Source organism: Pseudomonas sp. Pme6b, from assembly GCF_058129925.1.
Map to the genome: position 1 here is coordinate 5,299,818 of NZ_CM176704.1, position 25,183 is coordinate 5,325,000.

General features: G+C 54.3%; 19 protein-coding genes, 6 tRNA genes and 3 rRNA genes (1 of these 28 running past the window's edge). All 28 read right to left on the reverse strand.

What is annotated here, in order from left to right:
- Nucleotides 1-14: 14 nt before the first annotated feature.
- Entirely contained in the window at nt 15-314 is a 300-nt protein-coding gene (gene rplW, locus AC4ANE_RS24110) for a 50S ribosomal protein L23 (RefSeq protein ID WP_002555488.1), read from the reverse strand.
- A complete protein-coding gene (gene rplD / locus AC4ANE_RS24115; RefSeq protein ID WP_460408558.1) occupies nt 311-913 on the reverse strand; it encodes a 50S ribosomal protein L4 in 603 nt (200 codons plus the stop codon). The genes rplW and rplD overlap by 4 nt, the downstream gene beginning before the upstream one ends.
- 12 nt (nt 914-925) lie before the next feature.
- Nucleotides 926-1,561, reverse strand: a complete 636-nt coding sequence (gene rplC, locus AC4ANE_RS24120; protein ID WP_002555490.1) for a 50S ribosomal protein L3 — start codon at nt 1,559-1,561, stop codon at nt 926-928.
- A gap of 81 nt (nt 1,562-1,642) precedes the next feature.
- Nucleotides 1,643-1,954, reverse strand: coding sequence for a 30S ribosomal protein S10 (gene rpsJ / locus AC4ANE_RS24125; RefSeq protein ID WP_002555491.1), 312 nt, complete (start codon nt 1,952-1,954; stop codon nt 1,643-1,645).
- Nucleotides 1,955-2,095: 141 nt separating this feature from the next.
- The gene (tuf, locus tag AC4ANE_RS24130) at nt 2,096-3,289 is read right to left on the reverse strand and encodes an elongation factor Tu (RefSeq protein ID WP_004658287.1); all 1,194 of its coding nucleotides are present in this window, start codon (nt 3,287-3,289) and stop codon (nt 2,096-2,098) included.
- 31 nt (nt 3,290-3,320) lie between these two features.
- Nucleotides 3,321-5,426 (reverse strand): elongation factor G, encoded by a 2,106-nt coding sequence (gene fusA / locus AC4ANE_RS24135; protein WP_031596243.1) that lies wholly within the window; start codon nt 5,424-5,426, stop codon nt 3,321-3,323.
- A gap of 30 nt (nt 5,427-5,456) precedes the next feature.
- Nucleotides 5,457-5,927, reverse strand: a complete 471-nt coding sequence (gene rpsG, locus AC4ANE_RS24140; protein ID WP_002555493.1) for a 30S ribosomal protein S7 — start codon at nt 5,925-5,927, stop codon at nt 5,457-5,459.
- Nucleotides 5,928-6,049: 122 nt separating this feature from the next.
- On the reverse strand, nt 6,050-6,421 hold the full coding sequence (gene rpsL, locus AC4ANE_RS24145; protein WP_002555494.1) for a 30S ribosomal protein S12: 372 nt from the start codon (nt 6,419-6,421) through the stop codon (nt 6,050-6,052).
- A gap of 198 nt (nt 6,422-6,619) precedes the next feature.
- On the reverse strand, nt 6,620-10,819 hold the full coding sequence (gene rpoC / locus AC4ANE_RS24150; protein ID WP_002555495.1) for a DNA-directed RNA polymerase subunit beta': 4,200 nt from the start codon (nt 10,817-10,819) through the stop codon (nt 6,620-6,622).
- Between the two features lie 64 nt (nt 10,820-10,883).
- Nucleotides 10,884-14,957 carry a DNA-directed RNA polymerase subunit beta gene (gene rpoB / locus AC4ANE_RS24155; protein ID WP_003317110.1) on the reverse strand — a complete coding sequence of 1,358 codons (4,074 nt, stop codon included), beginning with the start codon at nt 14,955-14,957 and terminating at the stop codon, nt 10,884-10,886.
- A gap of 221 nt (nt 14,958-15,178) precedes the next feature.
- Nucleotides 15,179-15,544, reverse strand: a complete 366-nt coding sequence (gene rplL / locus AC4ANE_RS24160) for a 50S ribosomal protein L7/L12 (RefSeq protein ID WP_002555497.1) — start codon at nt 15,542-15,544, stop codon at nt 15,179-15,181.
- Between the two features lie 79 nt (nt 15,545-15,623).
- Nucleotides 15,624-16,124, reverse strand: coding sequence for a 50S ribosomal protein L10 (rplJ, locus tag AC4ANE_RS24165; RefSeq protein ID WP_002555498.1), 501 nt, complete (start codon nt 16,122-16,124; stop codon nt 15,624-15,626).
- Between the two features lie 201 nt (nt 16,125-16,325).
- Nucleotides 16,326-17,021: a 50S ribosomal protein L1 gene (gene rplA / locus AC4ANE_RS24170; protein ID WP_002555499.1), complete on the reverse strand. Its 696-nt coding sequence runs from the start codon at nt 17,019-17,021 to the stop codon at nt 16,326-16,328.
- Nucleotides 17,021-17,452 carry a 50S ribosomal protein L11 gene (gene rplK, locus AC4ANE_RS24175; protein WP_002555500.1) on the reverse strand — a complete coding sequence of 144 codons (432 nt, stop codon included), beginning with the start codon at nt 17,450-17,452 and terminating at the stop codon, nt 17,021-17,023. The genes rplA and rplK overlap by 1 nt, the downstream gene beginning before the upstream one ends.
- 120 nt (nt 17,453-17,572) lie before the next feature.
- Nucleotides 17,573-18,106 (reverse strand): transcription termination/antitermination protein NusG, encoded by a 534-nt coding sequence (gene nusG, locus AC4ANE_RS24180; protein ID WP_002555501.1) that lies wholly within the window; start codon nt 18,104-18,106, stop codon nt 17,573-17,575.
- Between the two features lie 9 nt (nt 18,107-18,115).
- The gene (gene secE / locus AC4ANE_RS24185) at nt 18,116-18,484 is read right to left on the reverse strand and encodes a preprotein translocase subunit SecE (RefSeq protein ID WP_002555502.1); all 369 of its coding nucleotides are present in this window, start codon (nt 18,482-18,484) and stop codon (nt 18,116-18,118) included.
- 46 nt (nt 18,485-18,530) lie between these two features.
- Nucleotides 18,531-18,606: transfer RNA gene (locus tag AC4ANE_RS24190), tRNA-Trp, on the reverse strand.
- Nucleotides 18,607-18,771: 165 nt separating this feature from the next.
- Nucleotides 18,772-18,847 (reverse strand) — tRNA-Thr (locus AC4ANE_RS24195).
- A gap of 26 nt (nt 18,848-18,873) precedes the next feature.
- Nucleotides 18,874-18,947, reverse strand: a tRNA-Gly gene (locus AC4ANE_RS24200).
- Nucleotides 18,948-18,971: 24 nt separating this feature from the next.
- A tRNA-Tyr gene (locus AC4ANE_RS24205) sits at nt 18,972-19,056 on the reverse strand.
- 142 nt (nt 19,057-19,198) lie between these two features.
- A complete protein-coding gene (locus AC4ANE_RS24210) occupies nt 19,199-19,627 on the reverse strand; it encodes a hypothetical protein (protein ID WP_002555503.1) in 429 nt (142 codons plus the stop codon).
- 7 nt (nt 19,628-19,634) lie between these two features.
- A complete protein-coding gene (locus AC4ANE_RS24215; RefSeq protein WP_031596235.1) occupies nt 19,635-20,384 on the reverse strand; it encodes a pantothenate kinase in 750 nt (249 codons plus the stop codon).
- A complete protein-coding gene (gene birA, locus AC4ANE_RS24220; protein WP_031596233.1) occupies nt 20,374-21,333 on the reverse strand; it encodes a bifunctional biotin--[acetyl-CoA-carboxylase] ligase/biotin operon repressor BirA in 960 nt (319 codons plus the stop codon). Before birA ends, AC4ANE_RS24215 begins: the two co-directional genes overlap by 11 nt.
- A 145-nt stretch (nt 21,334-21,478) precedes the next feature.
- Nucleotides 21,479-21,594, reverse strand: a 5S ribosomal RNA gene (rrf, locus tag AC4ANE_RS24225).
- A gap of 148 nt (nt 21,595-21,742) precedes the next feature.
- A 23S ribosomal RNA gene (locus AC4ANE_RS24230) occupies nt 21,743-24,635 on the reverse strand.
- 239 nt (nt 24,636-24,874) lie between these two features.
- Nucleotides 24,875-24,950 (reverse strand) — tRNA-Ala (locus tag AC4ANE_RS24235).
- A gap of 30 nt (nt 24,951-24,980) precedes the next feature.
- Nucleotides 24,981-25,057 (reverse strand) — tRNA-Ile (locus AC4ANE_RS24240).
- 123 nt (nt 25,058-25,180) lie between these two features.
- Nucleotides 25,181-25,183: ribosomal RNA gene (locus tag AC4ANE_RS24245) — 16S ribosomal RNA — on the reverse strand; it runs 1,536 nt beyond the window's last position.
- Together the 16S, 23S and 5S rRNA genes with 2 tRNA genes alongside form the textbook arrangement of a ribosomal RNA operon.

Below are 25,183 nucleotides of genomic sequence, written 5' to 3' on the forward strand. Positions count from 1 at the left end.
GATGCACCCCTTCCTTACTCAGCACTGCTGCTGAAATCGAGATCTTGGCCTGGCTGAAGGGAGATAACTGCCTTCTTCCAGTCATTACGCTTGCCCAGACCGCGAGCAGTGCGCTTGCTCTTACCCAGAACGTTCAGGGTAGTAACACGCTCTACTTTCACGCTGAACAGGCTTTCGACGGCCTTCTTGATTTCCAGCTTGGTTGCGTCAGTAGCAACCTTGAAAACGAACTGACCTTTTTTGTCTGCAAGAACCGTAGCCTTTTCGGAAACGTGCGGACCAAGCAGAACTTTAAATACGCGTTCCTGGTTCATCCCAGCAGCTCCTCGAATTTCTTCACGGCCGACACGGTGATCAACACCTTGTCGTATGCGATCAGACTAACTGGATCGGAACCTTGAACATCACGTACATCAACGTGTGGCAGGTTACGAGCAGCCAGGTACAGATTCTGGTCAACAGCGTCAGACACGATCAGGACGTCAGTCAGGCCCATGCCAGTCAGCTTGTTAAGCAGATCTTTGGTTTTCGGTGCTTCAACAGCGAAGTCCTGAACCACGACCAGACGATCAGTACGAACCAGTTCAGCAAGGATGGAGCGCAAAGCAGCGCGATACATCTTCTTGTTGAGCTTCTGAGTGTGATCCTGAGGACGAGCTGCGAAAGTGGCACCGCCGCCACGCCAGATTGGGCTACGGATAGTACCGGCACGAGCACGGCCAGTACCTTTCTGACGCCAAGGGCGCTTACCGCCACCACGAACGTCGGAACGGGTCTTTTGCTGCTTGCTGCCCTGACGACCGCCAGCCATGTAGGCCACGACTGCCTGGTGAACCAGCGTCTCGTTGAATTCGCCGCCAAATGTCAGTTCGGAAACTTCGATTGCCTGAGCGTCATTTACATTTAATTGCATGTCAGCTTCCCCTTAACCGCGAGCCTTGGCTGCCGGACGTACAACCAGGTTGCCGCCAGTAGCGCCAGGAACAGCACCCTTGACCAACAACAGATTGCGTTCAGCGTCCACGCGCACTACTTCCAGGGACTGCACGGTCACGCGCTCAGCGCCCATATGACCGGACATTTTTTTGCCCTTGAATACACGACCAGGAGTCTGGCACTGGCCGATAGAGCCTGGGACGCGGTGGGAGACGGAGTTACCGTGGGTATTGTCTTGACCACGGAAATTCCAACGCTTGATCGTACCCTGGAAGCCTTTACCCTTGGACTGACCGGTTACATCAACCAGTTGACCAGCGGCGAAGATTTCAGCGTTGATCTGATCGCCAGCCTGGTAGTCGCCTTCTTCAAGACGGAATTCCATGACGGTACGACCGGCGGCAACGTTCGCCTTAGCGAAGTGGCCAGCCTGAGCGGCTGTAACACGCGAAGCACGACGCTCGCCGACAGTGACTTGCACTGCACGATAGCCATCGGTTTCTTCGGTTTTGAACTGAGTGACGCGATTCGGCTCGATCTCAATGACCGTGACCGGAATGGAGACACCTTCTTCGGTGAAAATACGGGTCATACCGCATTTACGACCGACTACACCAATAGTCATGTTGTAAACCTCATGAGTGTACGGGGCTTTCACCCGCTATGGCCGCCCATTTCAGAGCGTTACACGACTAAGACCCAAGTCTTAGCCGAGGCTGATCTGAACTTCCACACCGGCCGCAAGATCAAGCTTCATAAGCGCATCAACGGTTTTTTCCGTTGGCTGAACAATGTCCAGAACACGCTTGTGAGTACGGATCTCATACTGGTCGCGCGCGTCTTTGTTGACGTGCGGAGAAACCAGAACGGTGAACCGCTCTTTACGAGTCGGCAGTGGAATCGGACCACGCACCTGTGCACCAGTACGTTTCGCGGTTTCCACGATTTCCTGGGTTGATTGGTCGATCAGGCGATGGTCAAAAGCCTTCAACCTGATACGGATTTGCTGGTTTTGCATTGGATTCAGACTCCAGATTGCTGTTCCCACCGAGCGCAATACGCCCGTTAAAAGGAGGCGCAATTCTATAGACGACCTCACTAGGTGTCAACCCAATAAAAAAGCCCCCGCGTTGCGGGGGCTCTTTTTGGGAATCAACGCTTACGCGATGATTTTGGCCACGACGCCAGCGCCGACGGTACGACCGCCTTCACGGATTGCGAAACGCAGACCGTCTTCCATTGCGATTGGCTTGATCAGGGTAACGGAAACTTTAACGTTATCACCTGGCATAACCATTTCTACGCCTTCCGGCAGTTCGCAGCTACCAGTTACGTCGGTAGTACGGAAGTAGAACTGTGGACGGTAGCCTTTGAAGAACGGAGTGTGACGACCGCCTTCTTCTTTGCTCAGAACGTAGATTTCAGCTTCGAACTGAGTGTGCGGCTTGACGGTGCCTGGCTTGACCAGAACCTGGCCACGCTCAACGTCGTCACGCTTGGTACCACGCAGCAGAACGCCGCAGTTCTCGCCAGCACGACCTTCGTCGAGCAGTTTGCGGAACATTTCAACACCGGTGCAGGTGGTGACGGTAGTGTCACGCAGACCAACGATTTCCAGTGGATCCTGAACCTTGACGATACCGCGCTCAACACGACCAGTCACAACAGTACCGCGACCGGAGATCGAGAACACGTCTTCGATTGGCATCAGGAATGGCTTGTCGGTCAGACGAACTGGCTCTGGGATGTAGCTGTCCAGTGTTTCAACCAGTTTACGAACGGCAGTGGTGCCCATTTCGTTGTCGTCTTTGCCTTCCAGAGCCATACGAGCAGAACCGATGATGATCGGAGTGTCGTCGCCCGGGAAATCGTAAGTGCTCAGCAGATCGCGCACTTCCATCTCAACCAGTTCCAGCAGCTCAGCGTCGTCTACCAGGTCAGCCTTGTTCAGGAAGACCACGATGTACGGAACGCCTACCTGACGGGACAGCAGGATGTGCTCACGAGTTTGTGGCATCGGACCATCAGCAGCCGAACAAACCAGGATAGCGCCGTCCATCTGGGCAGCACCGGTGATCATGTTCTTCACGTAGTCAGCGTGACCTGGGCAGTCAACGTGAGCGTAGTGACGGGTCAGCGAGTTGTATTCAACGTGCGCAGTGTTGATGGTGATACCACGAGCTTTTTCTTCCGGTGCGCTGTCGATCTTGTCGAAGTCAACACGAGCCGAACCGAAAACTTCGGAGCAGACGCGAGTCAGAGCAGCGGTCAGCGTGGTTTTACCGTGGTCAACGTGACCAATGGTGCCAACGTTGACGTGCGGGAGGGAACGATCAAATTTTTCTTTAGCCACGACAAATAACTCCTAGCCTAAAGGCGCTGAATCAGCCTTGTTTTTTGGTTACAGTTTCGACGATGTGCGACGGAGCTGTATTGTATTTTTTGAATTCCATAGAGTAGCTTGCGCGACCTTGGGACATGGAGCGAACGTCGGTCGCATAACCGAACATCTCACCCAACGGAACCTCGGCACGAATTACTTTGCCGGACACCGTATCTTCCATACCCAGGATCATGCCGCGACGACGGTTAAGGTCGCCCATCACGTCACCCATATAGTCTTCAGGCGTAACAACCTCTACCGCCATGATCGGCTCAAGCAACTCACCACCGCCCTTCTGGGCCAGTTGCTTGGTCGCCATGGAAGCAGCCACCTTAAACGCCATCTCGTTCGAGTCGACGTCATGGTAGGAACCATCAAACACGGTAGCCTTCAGGCCGATCAGCGGATAGCCGGCAACAACGCCGTTCTTCATCTGCTCTTCGATACCCTTCTGGATAGCCGGGATGTATTCCTTGGGAACAACACCACCTACCACTTCGTTTACGAATTGCAGACCTTCCTGACCTTCGTCAGCAGGTGCAAAACGGATCCAGCAGTGACCGAACTGGCCACGACCGCCGGATTGACGAACGAACTTGCCTTCGATTTCACAATTCTTCGTGATGCGCTCACGATAGGAAACCTGAGGCTTGCCGATGTTGGCTTCGACGTTGAACTCACGGCGCATCCGGTCAACCAGGATGTCCAGGTGCAGCTCGCCCATGCCAGAGATGATCGTTTGACCAGTCTCTTCATCAGTCTTGACGCGGAAAGAAGGGTCTTCCTGAGCAAGTTTGCCCAGAGCGATACCCATTTTTTCCTGGTCATCCTTGGTTTTTGGCTCAACGGCAACCGAAATAACCGGCTCCGGGAAGTCCATGCGAACCAGGATGATTGGCTTGTCAGCGTTGCACAAGGTTTCACCAGTGGTGACGTCCTTCATGCCGATCAAGGCCGCGATGTCACCAGCGCGAACTTCCTTGATTTCTTCGCGGGCGTTTGCGTGCATTTGCACCATACGACCCACACGCTCTTTCTTGCCTTTCACCGAGTTGATCACGCCGTCGCCGGATGCCAACACGCCCGAGTAAACGCGGACGAAAGTCAAGGTACCCACGAATGGGTCGGTAGCGATCTTGAACGCCAAAGCCGAGAACGGCTCGTTGTCGTCTGCATGACGCTCCATCAGGACTTCTTCGTTATCAGGATCGGAACCCTTGATAGCTGGAATGTCGGTCGGAGCCGGCAGGTAGTCGATCACGGCGTCGAGAACCAGGGGAACACCCTTGTTCTTGAAGGAAGAACCGCAAACAGCAAGAACGATCTCACCAGCGATAGTACGCTGACGCAGAGCGGCCTTGATTTCCTCGTTGGTGAGCTCTTCACCTTCGAGGTATTTGTTCATCAGCTCTTCGCTGGCTTCGGCAGCAGCCTCAACCATGTTGCTGCGCCACTCGTCAGCCAGTTCCTGCAGTTCAACAGGGATAGGCTCACGACGTGGAACCATACCCTTGTCGGCATCGTTCCAGTAAACAGCTTCCATGGACATCAGATCGATCTGACCCTGGAAGTTGTCTTCGGCACCAATGGCCAACTGGATCGGCACCGGGGTGTGGCCCAGACGCTGCTTGATCTGAGCGATTACGCGCAGAAAGTTTGCACCAGCACGGTCCATCTTGTTCACGTAAACGATACGTGGAACACCGTACTTGTTGGCCTGACGCCATACGGTTTCGGACTGCGGCTCTACGCCGGAAGTGCCACAGAACACAACGACCGCGCCGTCGAGTACACGCAGGGAACGCTCAACTTCAATGGTGAAGTCAACGTGGCCCGGGGTGTCAATAACGTTGAAACGGTATTGGTCTTTGTGTTGCTTCTCGGAACCCTGCCAGAAGGCAGTAATAGCAGCAGAAGTAATGGTAATACCACGCTCCTGCTCCTGAACCATCCAGTCCGTGGTCGCGGCGCCGTCATGCACCTCGCCCATTTTGTGGCTTTTGCCGGTGTAAAAAAGGACGCGCTCGGTGGTGGTAGTTTTACCAGCATCCACGTGAGCAACGATACCAATGTTACGGTAGCGGCCAATCGGAGTAGTACGAGCCATAAAGCCCTCGCAAAATTAGTGACGCTGAAATTAGAAGCGGTAGTGCGAGAAAGCCTTGTTGGCCTCAGCCATACGGTGCACGTCTTCACGCTTCTTGACCGCAGCACCTTTACCTTCGGCGGCGTCCAGCAGTTCGCCAGCCAAACGCAGCGCCATTGACTTCTCACCGCGCTTGCGCGCGAAGTCTACCAGCCAACGCATTGCCAGAGCATTACGACGGGACGGACGAACTTCGACAGGAACCTGGTAAGTAGCACCGCCTACACGGCGCGACTTTACTTCGACCAGCGGAGCGATGGCGTCGAGAGCTTTCTCGAAGATTTCCAGGGGGTCGCTGTTCTTGCGTTCTTTAACCTTTTCCAGCGCGCCATAAACGATACGCTCGGCAACGGCTTTCTTGCCGCTTTCCATAACGTGGTTCATGAACTTGGCCAGGATCTGGCTGCCGTATTTTGGATCGTCAAGCACTTCGCGCTTGGCTGCTACGCGTCTTCTTGGCATGGATAAGCCCTCAAACGGTCTTCAGGTTAGCTCGGGACCACCATCCCGCAAGGGATGCGCCCGACCTTACTCTTATCGACTCAGAAAAATAGAAATCTGCAATTTCACACAGAAGCCAAAAACTATTTAGGCTTCTTGGTACCGTATTTCGAGCGACCCTGGTTACGGCCTTTAACGCCGGAAGTATCCAGAGAACCACGAACGGTGTGATAACGAACACCTGGCAAGTCTTTTACACGACCGCCACGGATCAGTACCACGCTGTGCTCTTGCAGGTTGTGACCTTCACCACCGATGTACGAGGAAACCTCGAAACCGTTGGTCAGGCGCACACGGCAGACTTTACGCAATGCCGAGTTAGGTTTTTTCGGCGTGGTGGTATACACACGAGTGCACACACCGCGACGTTGCGGGCAGTTCTGCAGCGCAGGCACGTCGGATTTCTCGACGATACGCTTACGCGGCTGACGTACCAGCTGGTTGATAGTTGCCATCTACTAGCTCCACTGTTGTCTTGCGACGCTATTGTCTTACAAGAAAAGCAAATGACAGGGCACAAGCCCCGCCAAATTTAGGGGTACAAGAGTCTAAAGAGGATCCCGCCCCCAGTCAAGACAAAGCCCCGACATCCTCAAGAGGCAAACAACACGAAAACGTGCTGTCTGCCAGATGAAAATGCCGAGGCTTTAGTCTCAATTACCGCTGGAGTTCAACGCTTCAGTCAGAGCGGCTTCTACTTCGCTCGCGCTGACACGGGTCGGTTTGTCCATTTCACGACGACGCTTGCGCTCGCTGTGATAAGCCAGACCGGTACCGGCCGGGATCAGACGACCCACAACCACGTTTTCCTTCAGGCCGCGCAGATAATCGCGCTTGCCAGTCACAGCCGCCTCGGTCAGCACGCGGGTTGTCTCCTGGAAGGAGGCCGCGGAGATGAACGACTCGGTGGACAGCGATGCCTTGGTGATACCCAGCAACACGCGAGTGAACTTGGAGACAAACTTGTCTTCCGTGCTCAGACGCTCGTTTTCTACCAGTACGTGAGTCAATTCCATCTGGTCGCCCTTGATGAAACTGGAATCGCCAGACTCGGCAATTTCAACCTTGCGCAACATCTGACGCAGAATCGTCTCGATGTGCTTGTCGTTGATCTTCACGCCTTGCAGGCGGTATACATCCTGAATCTCGTTGACGATGTACTTGGCCAGCGCACTCACACCCAGCAGACGCAGGATGTCGTGTGGATCGCTAGGACCGTCGGAGATAACTTCGCCGCGGTTCACTTGTTCGCCTTCGAAGACGTTCAGGTGACGCCACTTCGGAATCAGCTCTTCGTACGGATCGCTACCGTCGTTCGGGGTAATGACCAGACGGCGCTTGCCCTTGGTCTCTTTACCGAATGCGATGGTACCGCTGACTTCTGCAAGGATCGACGCCTCTTTCGGACGACGGGCTTCGAACAGGTCGGCAACACGCGGCAGACCACCGGTGATGTCACGAGTCTTCGAAGTTTCCTGCGGAATACGTGCGATAACATCACCGATCGCGATCTGCGCACCGTCAGCCACACCGACCAGGGCGTTTGCCGGCAGGAAGTACTGAGCAGGTACGTCAGTACCCGGCAACAGCAGATCCTTGCCATCCAGACCGACCATCTTCACAGCAGGACGGATGTCCTTGCCGGCAGCCGGACGGTCTTTGGCGTCAAGCACTTCAATGTTGGTCATACCGGTCAATTCGTCTGTCTGACGCTTGATCGTGATGCCTTCTTCCATGCCGACGTAGGTAACAGTACCTTTCATCTCGGTAACGATTGGGTGAGTGTGCGGATCCCACTTGGCCACGATCGAACCAGCGTCGACCTTGTCGCCTTCCTTCACCGAAATCACTGCACCGTATGGCAGCTTGTAACGCTCACGCTCGCGACCGAAGTCATCAGCGATGGCCAGTTCACCGGAGCGGGATACCGCAACCAGGTGACCGTCAACACGCTCAACGTGCTTCAGGTTGTGAAGACGGACAGTACCGCCATTCTTCACCTGAACGCTGTCGGCTGCCGAGGTCCGGCTTGCCGCACCACCAATGTGGAACGTACGCATTGTCAGCTGGGTACCCGGCTCACCGATCGACTGTGCAGCGATTACGCCGACAGCTTCACCGATGTTAACCTGGTGACCGCGAGCCAGGTCGCGACCGTAGCACTTGGCACAGATGCCGTAGCGCGTTTCACAGCTGATTGGCGAGCGAACGATCACTTCGTCGATGCTGTTCAGCTCGATGAACTCGACCCACTTCTCGTCTACCAGTGTACCAGCAGGAACGATGACGTCTTCTGTGCCCGGCTTGAACACGTCACGGGCGATAACCCGACCCAGTACGCGCTCACCCAGCGGCTCTACAACGTCACCGCCTTCAATGTGCGGAGTCATCAGCAGACCGTGCTCGGTACCGCAATCCACCTCGGTAACGACCAGATCCTGAGCAACGTCTACCAGACGGCGAGTCAGATAACCGGAGTTAGCGGTTTTCAGTGCGGTATCCGCAAGACCCTTACGAGCACCGTGAGTGGAGATGAAGTACTGAAGTACGCTCAAACCTTCACGGAAGTTCGCAGTAATCGGCGTTTCGATGATGGAGCCGTCAGGCTTGGCCATCAGACCACGCATACCAGCCAACTGACGAATCTGGGCAGCAGAACCACGCGCACCGGAGTCAGCCATCATGTACATCGAGTTGAAGGATTCCTGGTCAACTTCGACGCCATGACGATCGATGACCTTCTCTTTCGAGAGGTTCGACATCATTGCCTTGGACACTTCGTCGTTGGCCTTGGACCAGAGGTCGATCACCTTGTTGTACTTCTCGCCCTGGGTTACCAGGCCGGAGGCGTACTGACTTTCGATCTCTTTAACTTCTTCGGTGGCCGCGTCGATGATGCGAGCTTTTTCATCCGGGATAACGAAGTCGTTAACGCCGATGGAAACACCCGAAATGGTCGAGTAGGCAAAACCGGTGTACATCAACTGGTCAGCGAAGATCACGGTCTCTTTCAAACCAACCACGCGGTAGCACTGGTTGATCAGCTTGGAGATCGCCTTCTTCTTCATAGGCTGGTTGACGACGTCGTAGGACAGGCCGGCCGGAACCACCTGGAACAGCAGCGCACGGCCGACAGTGGTGTCGACGATACGGGTGTTCTTGACGCTGCCACCGTCACGGTCGTTGACCGTTTCGTGGATACGAACCTTGACCTTGGCATGCAGAGCCGCTTCGCCGGCGCGGAATACGCGGTCGACTTCCTGCAGGTCCGCAAACACACGACCTTCGCCCTTGGCGTTGATCGCTTCACGAGTCATGTAATACAGACCCAGTACAACGTCCTGCGAAGGAACGATGATTGGCTCACCGTTGGCTGGCGACAGAATGTTGTTGGTCGACATCATCAGTGCACGCGCTTCGAGCTGGGCTTCCAGCGTCAAAGGTACGTGAACGGCCATCTGGTCGCCGTCGAAGTCGGCGTTGTACGCAGCACAGACCAGCGGGTGCAGCTGAATAGCCTTACCTTCGATCAGTACTGGTTCAAACGCCTGGATGCCCAGACGGTGAAGCGTTGGCGCGCGGTTCAGAAGCACCGGGTGTTCGCGAATTACTTCAGCAAGAACGTCCCAGACCTCTGGCAGCTCGCGCTCGACCATCTTCTTGGCAGCTTTGATAGTCGTGGCCAGGCCACGCATTTCCAGCTTGCCGAAGATGAACGGCTTGAACAGCTCGAGAGCCATTTTTTTCGGCAGACCGCACTGGTGCAGACGCAGGGTCGGACCTACGGTAATTACCGAACGGCCCGAGTAGTCAACGCGCTTACCGAGCAAGTTCTGACGGAAACGACCCTGCTTACCCTTGATCATGTCAGCCAGGGACTTCAGAGGACGCTTGTTCGAACCCGTGATCGCACGACCGCGACGACCGTTGTCGAGCAGCGCATCGACCGCTTCCTGCAGCATGCGCTTTTCGTTGCGCACGATGATGTCGGGAGCAGACAGATCCAGCAGACGCTTCAGACGGTTGTTACGGTTGATCACTCGACGATACAGATCGTTGAGGTCGGACGTCGCGAAACGGCCACCGTCAAGCGGAACCAGAGGACGCAGATCTGGCGGTAGAACCGGCAGAACGGTCAGCACCATCCACTCAGGGAGGTTGCCGGAACCCTGGAAGGCTTCCATCAATTTCAGACGCTTGGACAGCTTCTTGATTTTGGTTTCGGAATTGGTTTGCGGAATTTCTTCACGCAGACGGCCAATTTCGTGCTCCAGATCAATAGCGTGCAGCAGTTCGCGGACAGCCTCGGCACCCATGCGGGCGTCGAAGTCATCACCGAACTCTTCGAGGGCTTCGAAGTATTGCTCGTCGTTCAGCAGCTGACCTTTTTCAAGGGTAGTCATGCCTGGATCGATAACGACATAGCTCTCGAAGTAGAGAACACGTTCGATATCACGCAGGGTCATGTCCATCAGCAAACCGATACGGGACGGCAGCGATTTTAGGAACCAGATGTGAGCAACCGGCGAAGCCAGCTCGATGTGAGCCATGCGCTCGCGACGAACCTTGGCCAGTGCTACTTCAACACCGCATTTTTCGCAGATGACACCACGGTGCTTCAGGCGCTTGTACTTACCGCACAGGCACTCGTAATCTTTTACCGGGCCAAAGATCTTGGCGCAGAACAGACCGTCACGCTCAGGCTTGAACGTACGGTAGTTGATGGTTTCCGGCTTTTTAACTTCACCAAACGACCAAGAGCGGATCATCTCAGGCGATGCAAGTCCGATACGGATTGCGTCGAACTCTTCGACTTGACCCTGGTTTTTCAGCAAATTCAGTAGGTCTTTCAAGGCTTTTCCTCCTGGCGGAGCAGGGAGCAGGCAATACCGCCCTGCCCCCGATTCGCGTCACGTGTTATTCGGTTTCCAGATCGATATCGATACCGAGCGAACGGATTTCTTTGATCAACACGTTGAAAGACTCGGGCATGCCCGGCTCCATACGGTGATCGCCGTCCACGATGTTTTTGTACATCTTGGTACGACCGTTCACATCGTCCGACTTCACTGTGAGCATTTCCTGCAGAGTGTACGCCGCGCCGTATGCTTCCAGCGCCCACACTTCCATCTCCCCGAAACGCTGACCACCGAACTGTGCCTTACCACCCAGCGGCTGCTGGGTAACCAGGCTGTACGAACCAGTGGAACGCGCGTGCATCTTGTCGTCCACCAAGTGGTTCAGCTTCAGCATGTACATGTAGCCAACCGTTACAGCACGTTCAAACTTGTTGCCGGTACGACCGTCGAACAGCTGCATCTGGCCGCTTTCCGGCATATCTGCCAGCTTGAGCATTGCCTTGATTTCGCTTTCCTTGGCACCGTCGAAAACCGGGGTAGCCATCGGTACGCCGTTACGCAGGTTCTTCGCGAGGTCCAGAATCTCGTTGTCGGTGAGGTCTTCCAGAGACTCCTGACGACCGCCGATTTCGTTATAGATCTCGTTGAGGAACTTACGCAGCTCAGCAACTTTACGCTGCTCTTCAAGCATGCGGTTGATCTTCTCGCCCAGACCTTTGGCCGCGAGGCCCAGGTGAGTTTCGAGAATCTGACCAACGTTCATACGCGAAGGTACGCCCAGCGGGTTGAGGACGATATCGACCGGCGTGCCATTGGCATCGTGCGGCATGTCTTCAACCGGCATGATCACGGAGACCACACCCTTGTTACCGTGACGACCGGCCATCTTGTCGCCCGGCTGGATGCGACGACGGATTGCCAGGTAGACCTTGACGATTTTCAGAACGCCTGGAGCCAGGTCATCGCCTTGCTGCAGTTTGCGTTTCTTGTCTTCGAACTTGTCATCCAGAAGACGGCGACGATCAACGATGTAGGCCTGAGCTTTCTCAAGCTGCTCATTCAGAGCATCTTCAGCCATGCGCAGTTTGAACCACTGACCATGCTCAAGACCATCGAGCACTTCGTTGGTGATCTCCTGGCCCTTTTTGAGGCCAGCGCCGCCTTCAGCTACACGGCCCACCAGCGCAGAGCGCAGACGTTCGAAAGTAGCGCCTTCGACAATACGGAACTCTTCGTTCAGATCCTTGCGGATCTCGTCGAGTTGCGACTTCTCGATGGACAGGGCACGCGCATCACGCTCGACGCCATCACGGGTGAAGACCTGAACGTCAATGACAGTACCCTTGGTGCCGGTCGGCACGCGCAGGGAAGTATCTTTAACGTCGCTTGCTTTCTCACCGAAAATCGCGCGCAACAGTTTTTCTTCCGGAGTCAGCTGGGTCTCGCCTTTCGGAGTGACCTTGCCCACCAGGATGTCACCAGCGCCAACTTCGGCACCTACATAAACGATACCGGCTTCGTCCAGCTTGTTCAGAGCCGCTTCACCCACGTTCGGGATGTCGGCGGTGATCTCTTCAGGCCCAAGCTTGGTGTCACGAGCCACACAGGTCAGTTCCTGAATGTGGATCGTTGTGAAGCGGTCTTCTTGAACTACACGCTCGGAGAGGCAGATGGAGTCTTCGAAGTTGAAACCGTTCCAGGCCATGAACGCGATGCGCATGTTCTGACCCAGAGCCAGCTCACCCATATCGGTAGACGGACCGTCAGCCATGATGTCGCTACGCTGAACACGGTCACCCTTGCTCACCAGAGGACGCTGGTTGATGCAGGTGTTCTGGTTCGAACGGGTGTATTTGGTCAGGTTGTAGATGTCTACACCTGCTTCACCTGTTTCTACTTCGTCATCAGCAACGCGAACAACGATACGGCTGGCGTCGACAGAGTCGATCACGCCGCCACGACGAGCCACGACGCAAACGCCGGAGTCGCGGGCAACGTTGCGCTCCATGCCAGTACCTACCAGCGGCTTGTCGGCACGCAGGGTCGGTACAGCCTGACGCTGCATGTTCGAACCCATCAATGCGCGGTTGGCGTCATCGTGCTCGAGGAACGGGATCAGCGATGCGGCTACCGACACAACCTGCTTGGGCGAAACGTCCATCAGGGTGACATCGGCTGGTGCCTTGACGGTGAATTCGTTCAAGTGACGCACAGCAACCAGCTCGTCGATCAGCTCTTGCTTGTCGTTCATTGCAGCCGAAGCCTGAGCAATGACGTGGTCCGCTTCTTCGATCGCCGAAAGGAAGACGATTTCTTCGGTGACCAGACCTTCCTTGACCACACGGTACGGGCTCTCGAGGAAGCCGTACTGGTTGGTGCGGGCATAGGCCGCCAGGGAGTTGATCAGACCGATGTTCGGACCTTCAGGCGTCTCGATCGGGCAAACACGGCCGTAGTGAGTCGGGTGAACGTCTCGAACTTCAAAGCCGGCGCGCTCACGCGTCAGACCGCCAGGGCCGAGCGCGGAAACACGACGCTTGTGCGTGATCTCGGACAGCGGGTTGTTCTGGTCCATGAACTGGGACAGCTGGCTGGAACCGAAGAACTCCTTGACCGCCGCCGCAACAGGTTTGGCGTTGATCAGGTCCTGAGGCATCAAGCCTTCGCTTTCTGCCATGGACAGACGTTCTTTGACAGCGCGCTCGACACGGACCAGACCTACACGGAACTGGTTCTCGGCCATCTCGCCAACGCAACGAACGCGACGGTTACCGAGGTGGTCGATGTCATCGACGATGCCTTTGCCGTTACGGATATCAACGAGGGTCTTGAGGACCGCTACGATGTCTTCCTTGCACAACACACCCGAACCTTCGATTTCGGTACGACCGATACGACGATTGAACTTCATCCGGCCTACAGCAGACAGGTCATAACGCTCAGGACTGAAGAACAGGTTGTTGAACAGCGTTTCGGCTGCATCCTTGGTTGGCGGCTCGCCAGGACGCATCATGCGATAGATCTCGACCAGCGCTTCCAGCTGGTTGCTGGTGGAGTCGATCTTCAGCGTGTCAGAGACGAACGGACCGCAGTCGATATCGTTGGTGTACAACGTCTCGATGCGAACAACCTGAGCCTTGGCGATCTTGGCCAGGATTTCAGTGTTCAGCTCAGTGTTGCACTCGGCAATGATCTCACCGGTTGCCGGATGCACGATGACCTTGGCAGTGGTACGACCCAGGACATAGTCCAGAGGTACTTCCAGCTCTTTGATCCCGGCTTTTTCCAGCTGGTTGATGTGACGAGCGGTAATACGGCGACCCTGCTCGACAATGACCTTGCCCTTGTCGTCCAGAATATCCAGAACGGCAATTTCACCACGCAGGCGCTGAGGCACCAGCTCCAGACTCAGGTTTTCGCCGCGCACATGGAATACGTTGGTGGTGTAGAAAGCATCAAGCACTTGCTCGGTGGTATAACCCAGAGCGCGCAGAAGTACGGATGCAGGCAGCTTGCGACGACGGTCGATACGGACGAATACGCAGTCTTTCGGATCGAACTCGAAGTCCAGCCACGAACCGCGGTAAGGAATGATACGAGCGGAGTAAAGCAGCTTACCGGAGCTGTGCGTCTTGCCACGGTCGTGGTCGAAGAATACGCCAGGCGAGCGGTGAAGCTGAGACACGATAACGCGCTCGGTGCCATTGATTACAAAGGTACCGTTTTCAGTCATCAGGGGGATTTCACCCATGTAGACTTCTTGCTCTTTGATGTCCTTGATCGCTTTGTTCGACGATTCTTTGTCGAAAATGATCAGACGGACCTTGACCCGCAAAGGTACTGCGTAAGTCACACCGCGCAGCACGCATTCCTTGACATCAAATGCCGGTTCGCCCAAGCGATAACCTACATACTCCAGCGCAGCATTGCCGGAGTAGCTGATGATCGGGAAAACGGATTTGAAGGCTGCATGCAGACCGACGTCGCGGAACTGATCTTTGGTCGCTCCCGCCTGCAGGAATTCGCGATACGAATCCAGCTGGATGGCCAAGAGATACGGCACATCCATTACGTCCGGCAACTTGCTAAAGTCCTTGCGGATACGTTTTTTCTCAGTATATGAGTAAGCCATCAGCGTTCCCCAGCTTGGTCACCTGCTTGTTTGGCTCCCTCCCGACGGAAGCAGCCAGAAAATCTTGCAAACCCCTTGGTTTGCGCCACCGCCATCGGTGGATACAGCACATTACAAACGTTGACAGCGCCAATCGTCTATAACGGAAAAAGGCCGGTGGCAAAAGCCACCAGCCATCAGCCTTTCGCTAATCGCGTGGGCTGGACACTCAAAGTCGATGCTTATTTCAGCTCGACTTTAGCGCCTGCTTCTTCCAGAGTAGCTTTGGCTTTGTCAGCTGCGTCTTTGGCAACAGCTTCCAGAACCATTGCTGGCGCGCCGTCAACGACTGCCTTGGCTTCTTTCAGGCCCAGACCGGTCAGTTCACGTACTGCCTTGATCACGTTAACTTTCTTCTCGCCAGCTTCCAGCAGCATGACGTTGAATTCAGTTTGTTCTTCAACAACAGCAGCAGCAACAGCTGGACCAGCCGAACCGGCAGCAGCGGTAACGCCGAACTTCTCTTCGAACGCCTTGATCAGCTCTACAACCTGCAGAACGGACATTTCAGCTACGGCGTTAAGGATATCGTCTTGAGAGATGGACATGACTCAATTTCCTGAATTGGGGGACGGCCTACGCGACCATCAAAATAAACAAAAATACGCGAAAAGATCTGACTCAGCCTTAGGCTGCAGCTGCTTCTTTTTGGTCGCGAACAGCCGCCAGAGTACGAGCCAACTTGCTGGTAGCGCCTTGAATCACGCTCATCAGCTGAGAAATTGCTTCGTTACGGGTCGGCAGGCTTGCCAGTACATCGATCTGATTAGCTGCGAGGAACTTGCCCTCGAACGCAGCTGCCTTGATCTCGAACTTGTCCTGACCTTTGGCGAATTCCTTGAACAGACGGGCAGCAGCGCCAGGATGTTCGTTGGAGAACGCAATCAAGGTCGGGCCAGTGAACACGTCGTTGAGGACACTGAATTCAGTGTCAGCAACAGCGCGCTTGAGCAGGGTGTTACGTACAACACGTACGTAAACGCCAGCTTCACGAGCCTCTTTACGGAGTCCGGTCATAGCGCCGACCGTCACACCACGGGCATCAGCCACGACAGCGGACAGACCAGCTTTGGCAGCCTCGTTGACTTCAGCGACGATGGCCTTCTTGTCTTCGAGTTTAATTGCCACGGGTTTAACTCCTGCTTGTTACCGTTTCATCCGACCGGAGTCAGATGTCGTTTTGGTGTCTGATTCGGTAAGGAACCGGGAGCACCATCTGCGTAGGCTTGAGGTTTAAGACTTGCGTCGCCTACGGTCTTGGATAGCCCCCGCCAGGCAGGGACCCCAATCTTTCAAACGGTACGGCGTCAAAACCGCACCGCTTCTGTCTTACGCTTCCAACGAACCCTGGTCGATGACCAGGCCGGGGCCCATAGTGGTGCTCAGGGTGATGCGCTTGACGTAAATACCTTTCGAAGAAGCAGGCTTGATACGCTTAAGGTCAGCGATCAGGGCTTCAACGTTTTCCTTCAGCTTGACAGCGTCGAAACCGACCTTGCCAACGGAAGTGTGGATGATGCCGTTTTTGTCGGTGCGATAACGAACCTGACCAGCCTTGGCGTTCTTGACGGCGTTAGCCACGTCAGGAGTAACGGTGCCGACTTTCGGGTTAGGCATCAGACCACGAGGACCGAGAACCTGACCCAACTGACCCACAACGCGCATTGCGTCCGGGGAAGCGATAACGACGTCATAGTTCAGATCGCCCGCTTTCATTTCAGCAGCCAGATCGTCCATACCAACGCGATCAGCACCGGCAGCCAGAGCAGCTTCAGCAGCAGGGCCCTGGGTGAACACTGCAACGCGTACAGTTTTACCAGTGCCGTGCGGCAGTACGGTAGCGCTACGAACAACCTGGTCGGACTTACGAGGATCGACACCCAGGTTAACAGCAACGTCTACAGACTCGCTGAACTTGACGGTCGACAGCTCGGTCAGCAGGGCTGCGGCGTCTACGAAATTGTAAGACTTACCAGCTTCGATCTTGCTGGCGATTGCCTTTTGACGCTTGGTCAGCTTAGCCATTACACACCCTCCACGTTAAGGCCCATGCTACGAGCGGAACCGGCGATAGTACGCACGGCCGCTTCCATGTCAGCTGCAGTCAGATCCGCGTTTTTTGCTTTAGCGATATCTTCCAGCTGAGCACGAGTCACGGTGCCAACTTTAACGGTGTTCGGGCGAGCCGAGCCGCTGGTCAAGCCTGCAGCTTTCTTCAGCAGAACCGATGCAGGGGTACTTTTTGTTTCGAAAGTGAAGCTACGGTCGCTGTATACAGTGATGATCACTGGAGTCGGCAAGCCCGGCTCAATACCCTGAGTACGGGCGTTGAACGCTTTGCAGAATTCCATGATGTTCACACCGTGCTGACCCAGAGCAGGACCAACTGGCGGGCTTGGGTTAGCCTGAGCGGCTTTCACTTGCAGCTTGATGTATGCGGTTATCTTCTTGGCCATGAGGCACTCCAATTACGGGTTCAAGCGCCAATAAAGGCTCCCCAGTTACTTACGCGTATATCCCAGTGACGAAAAAACCCCACAGCCTTGGGCTGCGGGGGTATGGGATTCCAGCTCAGTTTATGCCTTTTCGACCTGACTGAACTCTAGCTCTACCGGGGTAGAGCGTCCGAAAATGAGCACCGCCACTTGAATCCGGCTCTTTTCGTAGTTAACTTCTTCAACCGTGCCATTGAAATCGGCGAACGGACCGTCGGTGACACGAACAACCTCACCCGGCTCGAACAGCGTTTTCGGCTTCGGCTTGTCGCTACCATCAGCAACGCGACGCAGAATTGCTTCTGCCTCTTTGTCAGTGATCGGAGCAGGCTTATCTGCGGTACCGCCGATGAAGCCCATGACACGCGGGGTGTCCTTGACCAAGTGCCAAGTACCCTCATTCATGTCCATCTGAACAAGCACATAACCTGGAAAGAACTTGCGTTCGCTTTTGCGTTTCTGGCCATTACGCATTTCAACCACTTCTTCAGTGGGAACCAGAATTTCGCCGAAGCCATCTTCCATGCCTGCCAGCTTCACACGCTCGATCAACGAGCGCATGACATGCTTCTCGTAACCCGAGTAAGCATGCACTACGTACCAACGCTTAGCCACGGGACACCCTTAGCCAACTATCAAGGAAACAAGCCAGCCGAGCAGGGAATCAAGCCCCCACAACAGCAACGCCATAACCAGCACAACTGCCACAACGATCAACGTGGTTTGAGTGGTTTCTTGGCGAGTAGGCCATACGACTTTACGAATCTCAGCGCGAGCTTCTTTCGCCAAAACGAAGAAGGCTTTACCCTTACCGGTCTGCAGCGCGACAAATGCAGCTGCAGCAGCAATCACAAGGAGAGCAAGAACGCGGTACAGGATCGGCTCAGCAGAATAATACTGATTACCGACAACACCCACGACAACCAAAACGACTACCAGGAGCCACTTCAGCATATCAAAGCGAGAGTCTGATGCTTCAGCCTTGGGATTCATCTACGGAGATCCTGTGAAAAGAAAGCCAGATTACATCTAGGAAATCTGGCAGGTCAGGAGGGAATCGAACCCCCAACCTACGGTTTTGGAGACCGTCGCTCTGCCAATTGAGCTACTGACCTAAAAGCAAAATCAGGCCGACCATTATGCGGACCTGACGAGAGTTTTTCAACACCTTATTCAGGGAGCGCCTTACAGGTGACGCACTCCGAACAAGCTTCAAGCGGATCACGCACAGCGCAACCACCTAAAACAAAGGCAGATATTTTCATATCTGCCTTTAGCAATGGAGCTCTTGAGCGGATTTGAACCGCTGACCTCACCCTTACCAAGGGTGTGCTCTACCAACTGAGCTACAAGAGCAAAACACAATGCATGAACCACAAACCTGGAGCGGGTAGCGGGAATCGAACCCGCATCATCAGCTTGGAAGGCTGAGGTTCTACCACTAAACTATACCCGCGCAATTTGCAGATCGCGCCAAATCTGGTGGAGGGGGAAGGATTCGAACCTTCGAAGTCGTAGACGTCAGATTTACAGTCTGATCCCTTTGGCCGCTCGGGAACCCCTCCTAAGCGAGGCAGAATTCTCAACTCATGCCGCCCTTCTGTCAACCTTTTTCTCAGTAAAAACCTGAGGTTACATGCGTTGACTACTACCACCCCGTTCGCGAGACTTTCACCTCGCTGCGAAGCGGGCGCCATTCTATGTAAACTACTCAGCAGTTGCAATGCCCTCGCACGACATTATTTGATTTTTTAATTGCGGGAAATCCTGACTCAATTGATTGATCACACCTACCTCCACAAGACGTCGGCTTTCCGGGGCAATCCTTAACCAGTAGGCCGTCGCCCCATTCGTTTGCAGCGACTGAAATTGAGACTGGATATCCAGACTGTTCAAGCGCTGCTCCACCAGGCGAGCATCCTCTTGCCTCGCAAAGCCACCGACATACAGGCACTTCGTGTCGGCATCATGCGACATGCGCCCCGCATCCGACTCACTAAGCAGGCGAATATCCTGCTGGGGAGCGCGATGCAACGACAATGGCATGACCTCTTTAGCCCTAAGCGGAGCCTCCTGCTGATGCCAGAGGTAATAAAAGGCATTAAGCATCAACAGCAGAAGAAATAACCAACGCATAGAGACCTCAACGCAAAGGGCAAGCAAGAGCCAGACCCACGAAGACCAGATCAGGAACAATACGAGCCCCCGGCAGTACATCCGCAACCAGCGCAGCATCCCCGCCAGTCACAAAAATAGCAAAATCGTTGCCCCAGTACCCCTGCGCTATCTCAATCTGAGTCAATGCAAACCCACGAAGCATCAACGAGCAGCCGCGCTCTACAGCCTCTGCAGTCGCACGCCCGGGAACAAGACGGGCAAGGGCTTTTTCAGCCTCTGTGTTGTCATATCTGATGCGACGGGTATGGGTACGCAACTGATTGCGCATCAAGGGCATTCCAGGACAGATAAAGCCACCGAGATGCGCACCACCGGCGTCGACAAAATCAGACGTCACAGCAGTTCCCAGGTCAATCACCAGGCACGCGCTTCTGGCGAGATGGTAAGCACCTACGAAAGCCAGCCAGCGGTCCAGCCCCAGACGCGCGAAGTCGTCATAGCCATTTGTCACGCCAGCAAGCTCTTGAGCAGGTTCCGCGCAGACAGGCGCAACGGAAAAGGTGTCAGCCAGCAAAGAGACAAGCCTCGCCGTTTCTTCGGCACTACGCACACTCACCAGACGGCAGTCAGTGAATGATGTGTCAGGCAGACTACTCAAGTGCATCAGCAAGGCAGCATCGGAGTCCACAACGCCGCCGCTAATCACTGCCGCATCGTTCTTCGCCGTTATCCGCCACTTGATGAAGCTGTTGCCACAGTCGAGCTCAAGAATCATCTCGCAACCTCAGGCTGAGCTCGCCACCACTAAAGCTCTTTTCTACCCCATTCACTTCCAAACGCAACGCTCCAAGCGAGTCGACCCCCAACACTAGCCCTTCAACTGCCTCAGCGCCTGAAAGCAATCTGACAGCAGCTCCCTGCCATAAATGTCCGCGCTCCCACTCACCCTGAAAAGCCACGAAGCCTTCTTTGCGATGAACTGCCAGAAGAGACTCAAGCTGACTGCTTATAAGGGCTGCAATCCGATTCCGATCAGCAAGGCTGCCCGTTTCGAGTCGAATCGACGTCCATAGTTGATCCACTTCGCTCGATGACCGCATGTTCACGTTCACCCCTATTCCGATGATCACATGACAAACGTCTGCCGGATCCCCAACAAGCTCGAGCAAAATGCCAGCAATCTTCTGTCTTCCGACCAGCACATCATTAGGCCATTTCAGGCCCGCGCCTTGAACCCCAATGTCGCGCAGTACGTTCATCACAGCCAATCCGACCAAAAGGCTGAGACCTTCCAGCTGACGCATTCCACCATCAATGCGCAGGACCAGACTGTAATAAAGGTTCTCGGCAAATGGACTTACCCACTTTCGCCCCCGCCTCCCCCTTCCCGAGGTTTGCTGCTCGGCCACTACCAGTAAAGGCATGGGAGCCCCGTGAGCAATCAGACGCGTGGCCTCTGCATCGGTTGAGTCGATAGTGTCGTAAGTGCGTACAGACCAGCTGGCGGGGAATCCGCACTGAGCTATGCCAGCGGGGCTTAAAAGCGAAATAGGCGTTGCCAGTCGATAACCCCGTCCGCGCACTTTATGCACCTCTATGCCTAGGTCAGCTTCAAGCTGCTGAAGCTGCTTCCAGACCGCACTGCGGCTTATGCCGAGGGCATTGCCTAATACCTGTCCAGAATGAAATGCACCATCGGCAAGAAGCTTTAACAAGGTCAGCATTTGGAGTCGCCCGGCAATGAGGCACGCATAATAGCCACGCAGAGGCATGCTGCATAGAAACGAAAACGTATTTTCATGGCAGTTTTTGTGCAGCAGAAAAACAAAAACCCTCAACGCTTAAGCGATGAGGGTTTCTGGAATTTAATCTTGACGATGACCTACTCTCACATGGGGAAACCCCACACTACCATCGGCGATACATCGTTTCACTGCTGAGTTCGGGATGGGATCAGGTGGTTCCAATGTTCTATGGTCGTCAAGAAATTCGGGTACCGAATCGTGCCATGCGGCGCGCTTCAGCAAATCGGGTATGTGATAGCTCGGTGCGTTTGTGACGCAAACTTTCGGTTCGTGTCGTCTTCACAGTCACCGCAATCTGGTCCTTCGACTCAAATTGCTTGGGTGTTATATGGTCAAGCCTCACGGGCAATTAGTATTGGTTAGCTCAACGCCTCACAGCGCTTACACACCCAACCTATCAACGTCGTAGTCTTCGACGGCCCTTTAGGGAACTCAAGGTTCCAGTGAGATCTCATCTTGAGGCAAGTTTCCCGCTTAGATGCTTTCAGCGGTTATCTTTTCCGAACATAGCTACCCGGCAATGCCACTGGCGTGACAACCGGAACACCAGAGGTTCGTCCACTCCGGTCCTCTCGTACTAGGAGCAGCCCCTCTCAAATCTCAAACGTCCACGGCAGATAGGGACCGAACTGTCTCACGACGTTCTAAACCCAGCTCGCGTACCACTTTAAATGGCGAACAGCCATACCCTTGGGACCGGCTTCAGCCCCAGGATGTGATGAGCCGACATCGAGGTGCCAAACACCGCCGTCGATATGAACTCTTGGGCGGTATCAGCCTGTTATCCCCGGAGTACCTTTTATCCGTTGAGCGATGGCCCTTCCATACAGAACCACCGGATCACTAAGACCTACTTTCGTACCTGCTCGACGTGTCTGTCTCGCAGTCAAGCGCGCTTTTGCCTTTATACTCTACGACCGATTTCCGACCGGTCTGAGCGCACCTTCGTACTCCTCCGTTACTCTTTAGGAGGAGACCGCCCCAGTCAAACTACCCACCATACACTGTCCTCGATCCGGATAACGGACCTGAGTTAGAACCTCAAAGTTGCCAGGGTGGTATTTCAAGGTTGGCTCCACGCAGACTGGCGTCCACGCTTCAAAGCCTCCCACCTATCCTACACAAGCAAATTCAAAGTCCAGTGCAAAGCTATAGTAAAGGTTCACGGGGTCTTTCCGTCTAGCCGCGGATACACTGCATCTTCACAGCGATTTCAATTTCACTGAGTCTCGGGTGGAGACAGCGCCGCCATCGTTACGCCATTCGTGCAGGTCGGAACTTACCCGACAAGGAATTTCGCTACCTTAGGACCGTTATAGTTACGGCCGCCGTTTACCGGGGCTTCGATCAAGAGCTTCGCTTGCGCTAACCCCATCAATTAACCTTCCGGCACCGGGCAGGCGTCACACCCTATACGTCCACTTTCGTGTTTGCAGAGTGCTGTGTTTTTAATAAACAGTCGCAGCGGCCTGGTATCTTCGACCGGCGTGGGCTTACGCAGTAAATGCTTCACCCTCACCGGCGCACCTTCTCCCGAAGTTACGGTGCCATTTTGCCTAGTTCCTTCACCCGAGTTCTCTCAAGCGCCTTGGTATTCTCTACCCAACCACCTGTGTCGGTTTGGGGTACGGTTCCTGGTTACCTGAAGCTTAGAAGCTTTTCTTGGAAGCATGGCATCAACCACTTCGTGTTCTAAAGAACACTCGTCATCAGCTCTCGGCCTTGAGATCCCGGATTTACCTAAGATCTCAGCCTACCACCTTAAACCTGGACAACCAACGCCAGGCTGGCCTAGCCTTCTCCGTCCCTCCATCGCAATAACCAGAAGTACAGGAATATTAACCTGTTTTCCATCGACTACGCTTTTCAGCCTCGCCTTAGGGACCGACTAACCCTGCGTCGATTAACGTTGCGCAGGAAACCTTGGTCTTTCGGCGTGGGTGTTTTTCACACCCATTGTCGTTACTCATGTCAGCATTCGCACTTCTGATACCTCCAGCAAGCTTCTCAACTCACCTTCACAGGCTTACAGAACGCTCCTCTACCGCATCATCAAAAGATGATACCCGTAGCTTCGGTGCATGGTTTGAGCCCCGTTACATCTTCCGCGCAGGCCGACTCGACTAGTGAGCTATTACGCTTTCTTTAAAGGGTGGCTGCTTCTAAGCCAACCTCCTAGCTGTCTAAGCCTTCCCACATCGTTTCCCACTTAACCATGACTTTGGGACCTTAGCTGACGGTCTGGGTTGTTTCCCTTTTCACGACGGACGTTAGCACCCGCCGTGTGTCTCCCATGCTCGGCACTTGTAGGTATTCGGAGTTTGCATCGGTTTGGTAAGTCGGGATGACCCCCTAGCCGAAACAGTGCTCTACCCCCTACAGTGATACATGAGGCGCTACCTAAATAGCTTTCGAGGAGAACCAGCTATCTCCGAGCTTGATTAGCCTTTCACTCCGATCCACAGGTCATCCGCTAACTTTTCAACGGTAGTCGGTTCGGTCCTCCAGTTAGTGTTACCCAACCTTCAACCTGCCCATGGATAGATCGCCCGGTTTCGGGTCTATTCCCAGCGACTAGACGCCCTATTAAGACTCGCTTTCGCTACGCCTCCCCTATTCGGTTAAGCTCGCCACTGAAAATAAGTCGCTGACCCATTATACAAAAGGTACGCAGTCACCCAACAAAGTGGGCTCCCACTGCTTGTACGCATACGGTTTCAGGATCTATTTCACTCCGCTCTCCGCGGTTCTTTTCGCCTTTCCCTCACGGTACTGGTTCACTATCGGTCAGTCAGTAGTATTTAGCCTTGGAGGATGGTCCCCCCATATTCAGACAAGGTTTCTCGTGCCCCGTCCTACTCGATTTCATTGCAAAGGGATTTTCGCGTACAGGGCTATCACCCACTATGGCCGTCCTTTCCAGAACGTTCCGCTAATCTCAATACAACTTAAGGGCTGGTCCCCGTTCGCTCGCCACTACTAAGGGAATCTCGGTTGATTTCTTTTCCTCAGGGTACTTAGATGTTTCAGTTCCCCTGGTTCGCTTCTTGCACCTATGTATTCAGTACAAGATAACCATCTTATGATGGCTGGGTTCCCCCATTCAGACATCTCCGGATCACAGTCTGTTTGCCGACTCCCCGAAGCTTTTCGCAGGCTACCACGTCTTTCATCGCCTCTGACTGCCAAGGCATCCACCGTATGCGCTTCTTCACTTGACCATATAACCCCAAGCAATCTGGTTATACTGTGAAGACGACATTCGCCGAAAGTTTGCATTCACAAACTTTACCTTAGCCCGGACACACACCAGTGAAAGAGGTGCCCGGTCTATTTCTTTCTATCACATACCCAAATTTTTAAAGAACGATCTAATCAAAGACTAGAAATCAACATTCATGCACTGATCGTCAGGATCAATGGAATGCTCATTTCTAAGCTTTCAAACAGAAGCAGTAAGTGGTGGAGCCAAGCGGGATCGAACCGCTGACCTCCTGCGTGCAAGGCAGGCGCTCTCCCAGCTGAGCTATGGCCCCGTATTTCTACAGGCGTTTCCCACACAAAATTGGTGGGTCTGGGCAGATTCGAACTGCCGACCTCACCCTTATCAGGGGTGCGCTCTAACCAACTGAGCTACAGACCCAATTTCGAGCTTGTAGCCGCTAGCGTTGAGCTATCAGCTTGGAGCTTAAAGCTGCTTCTAATCGTCTTCTTCAATGAATCAAGCAATTCGTGTGGGTGCTTATGGCGCAGCTGAGTCGTCGATTAA

What these genes read in the sequence shown, in the direction of transcription:
- AC4ANE_RS24210 (WP_002555503.1), bottom strand. Translation starts at nt 19,627, where the DNA reads ATGCGTTGGTTATTTCTTCTGCTGTTGATGCTTAATGCCTTTTATTAC.
- birA (WP_031596233.1), bottom strand. Translation starts at nt 21,333, where the DNA reads ATGCTGACCTTGTTAAAGCTTCTTGCCGATGGTGCATTTCATTCTGGA.
- rplK (WP_002555500.1), bottom strand. Translation starts at nt 17,452, where the DNA reads ATGGCCAAGAAGATAACCGCATACATCAAGCTGCAAGTGAAAGCCGCT.
- rpsG (WP_002555493.1), bottom strand. Translation starts at nt 5,927, where the DNA reads ATGCCAAGAAGACGCGTAGCAGCCAAGCGCGAAGTGCTTGACGATCCA.
- rplA (WP_002555499.1), bottom strand. Translation starts at nt 17,021, where the DNA reads ATGGCTAAGCTGACCAAGCGTCAAAAGGCAATCGCCAGCAAGATCGAA.
- rplD (WP_460408558.1), bottom strand. Translation starts at nt 913, where the DNA reads ATGCAATTAAATGTAAATGACGCTCAGGCAATCGAAGTTTCCGAACTG.
- rpoB (WP_003317110.1), bottom strand. Translation starts at nt 14,957, where the DNA reads ATGGCTTACTCATATACTGAGAAAAAACGTATCCGCAAGGACTTTAGC.
- fusA (WP_031596243.1), bottom strand. Translation starts at nt 5,426, where the DNA reads ATGGCTCGTACTACTCCGATTGGCCGCTACCGTAACATTGGTATCGTT.
- rplC (WP_002555490.1), bottom strand. Translation starts at nt 1,561, where the DNA reads ATGACTATTGGTGTAGTCGGTCGTAAATGCGGTATGACCCGTATTTTC.
- rpsJ (WP_002555491.1), bottom strand. Translation starts at nt 1,954, where the DNA reads ATGCAAAACCAGCAAATCCGTATCAGGTTGAAGGCTTTTGACCATCGC.
- rplL (WP_002555497.1), bottom strand. Translation starts at nt 15,544, where the DNA reads ATGTCCATCTCTCAAGACGATATCCTTAACGCCGTAGCTGAAATGTCC.
- AC4ANE_RS24215 (WP_031596235.1), bottom strand. Translation starts at nt 20,384, where the DNA reads ATGATTCTTGAGCTCGACTGTGGCAACAGCTTCATCAAGTGGCGGATA.
- rpsL (WP_002555494.1), bottom strand. Translation starts at nt 6,421, where the DNA reads ATGGCAACTATCAACCAGCTGGTACGTCAGCCGCGTAAGCGTATCGTC.
- rplW (WP_002555488.1), bottom strand. Translation starts at nt 314, where the DNA reads ATGAACCAGGAACGCGTATTTAAAGTTCTGCTTGGTCCGCACGTTTCC.
- secE (WP_002555502.1), bottom strand. Translation starts at nt 18,484, where the DNA reads ATGAATCCCAAGGCTGAAGCATCAGACTCTCGCTTTGATATGCTGAAG.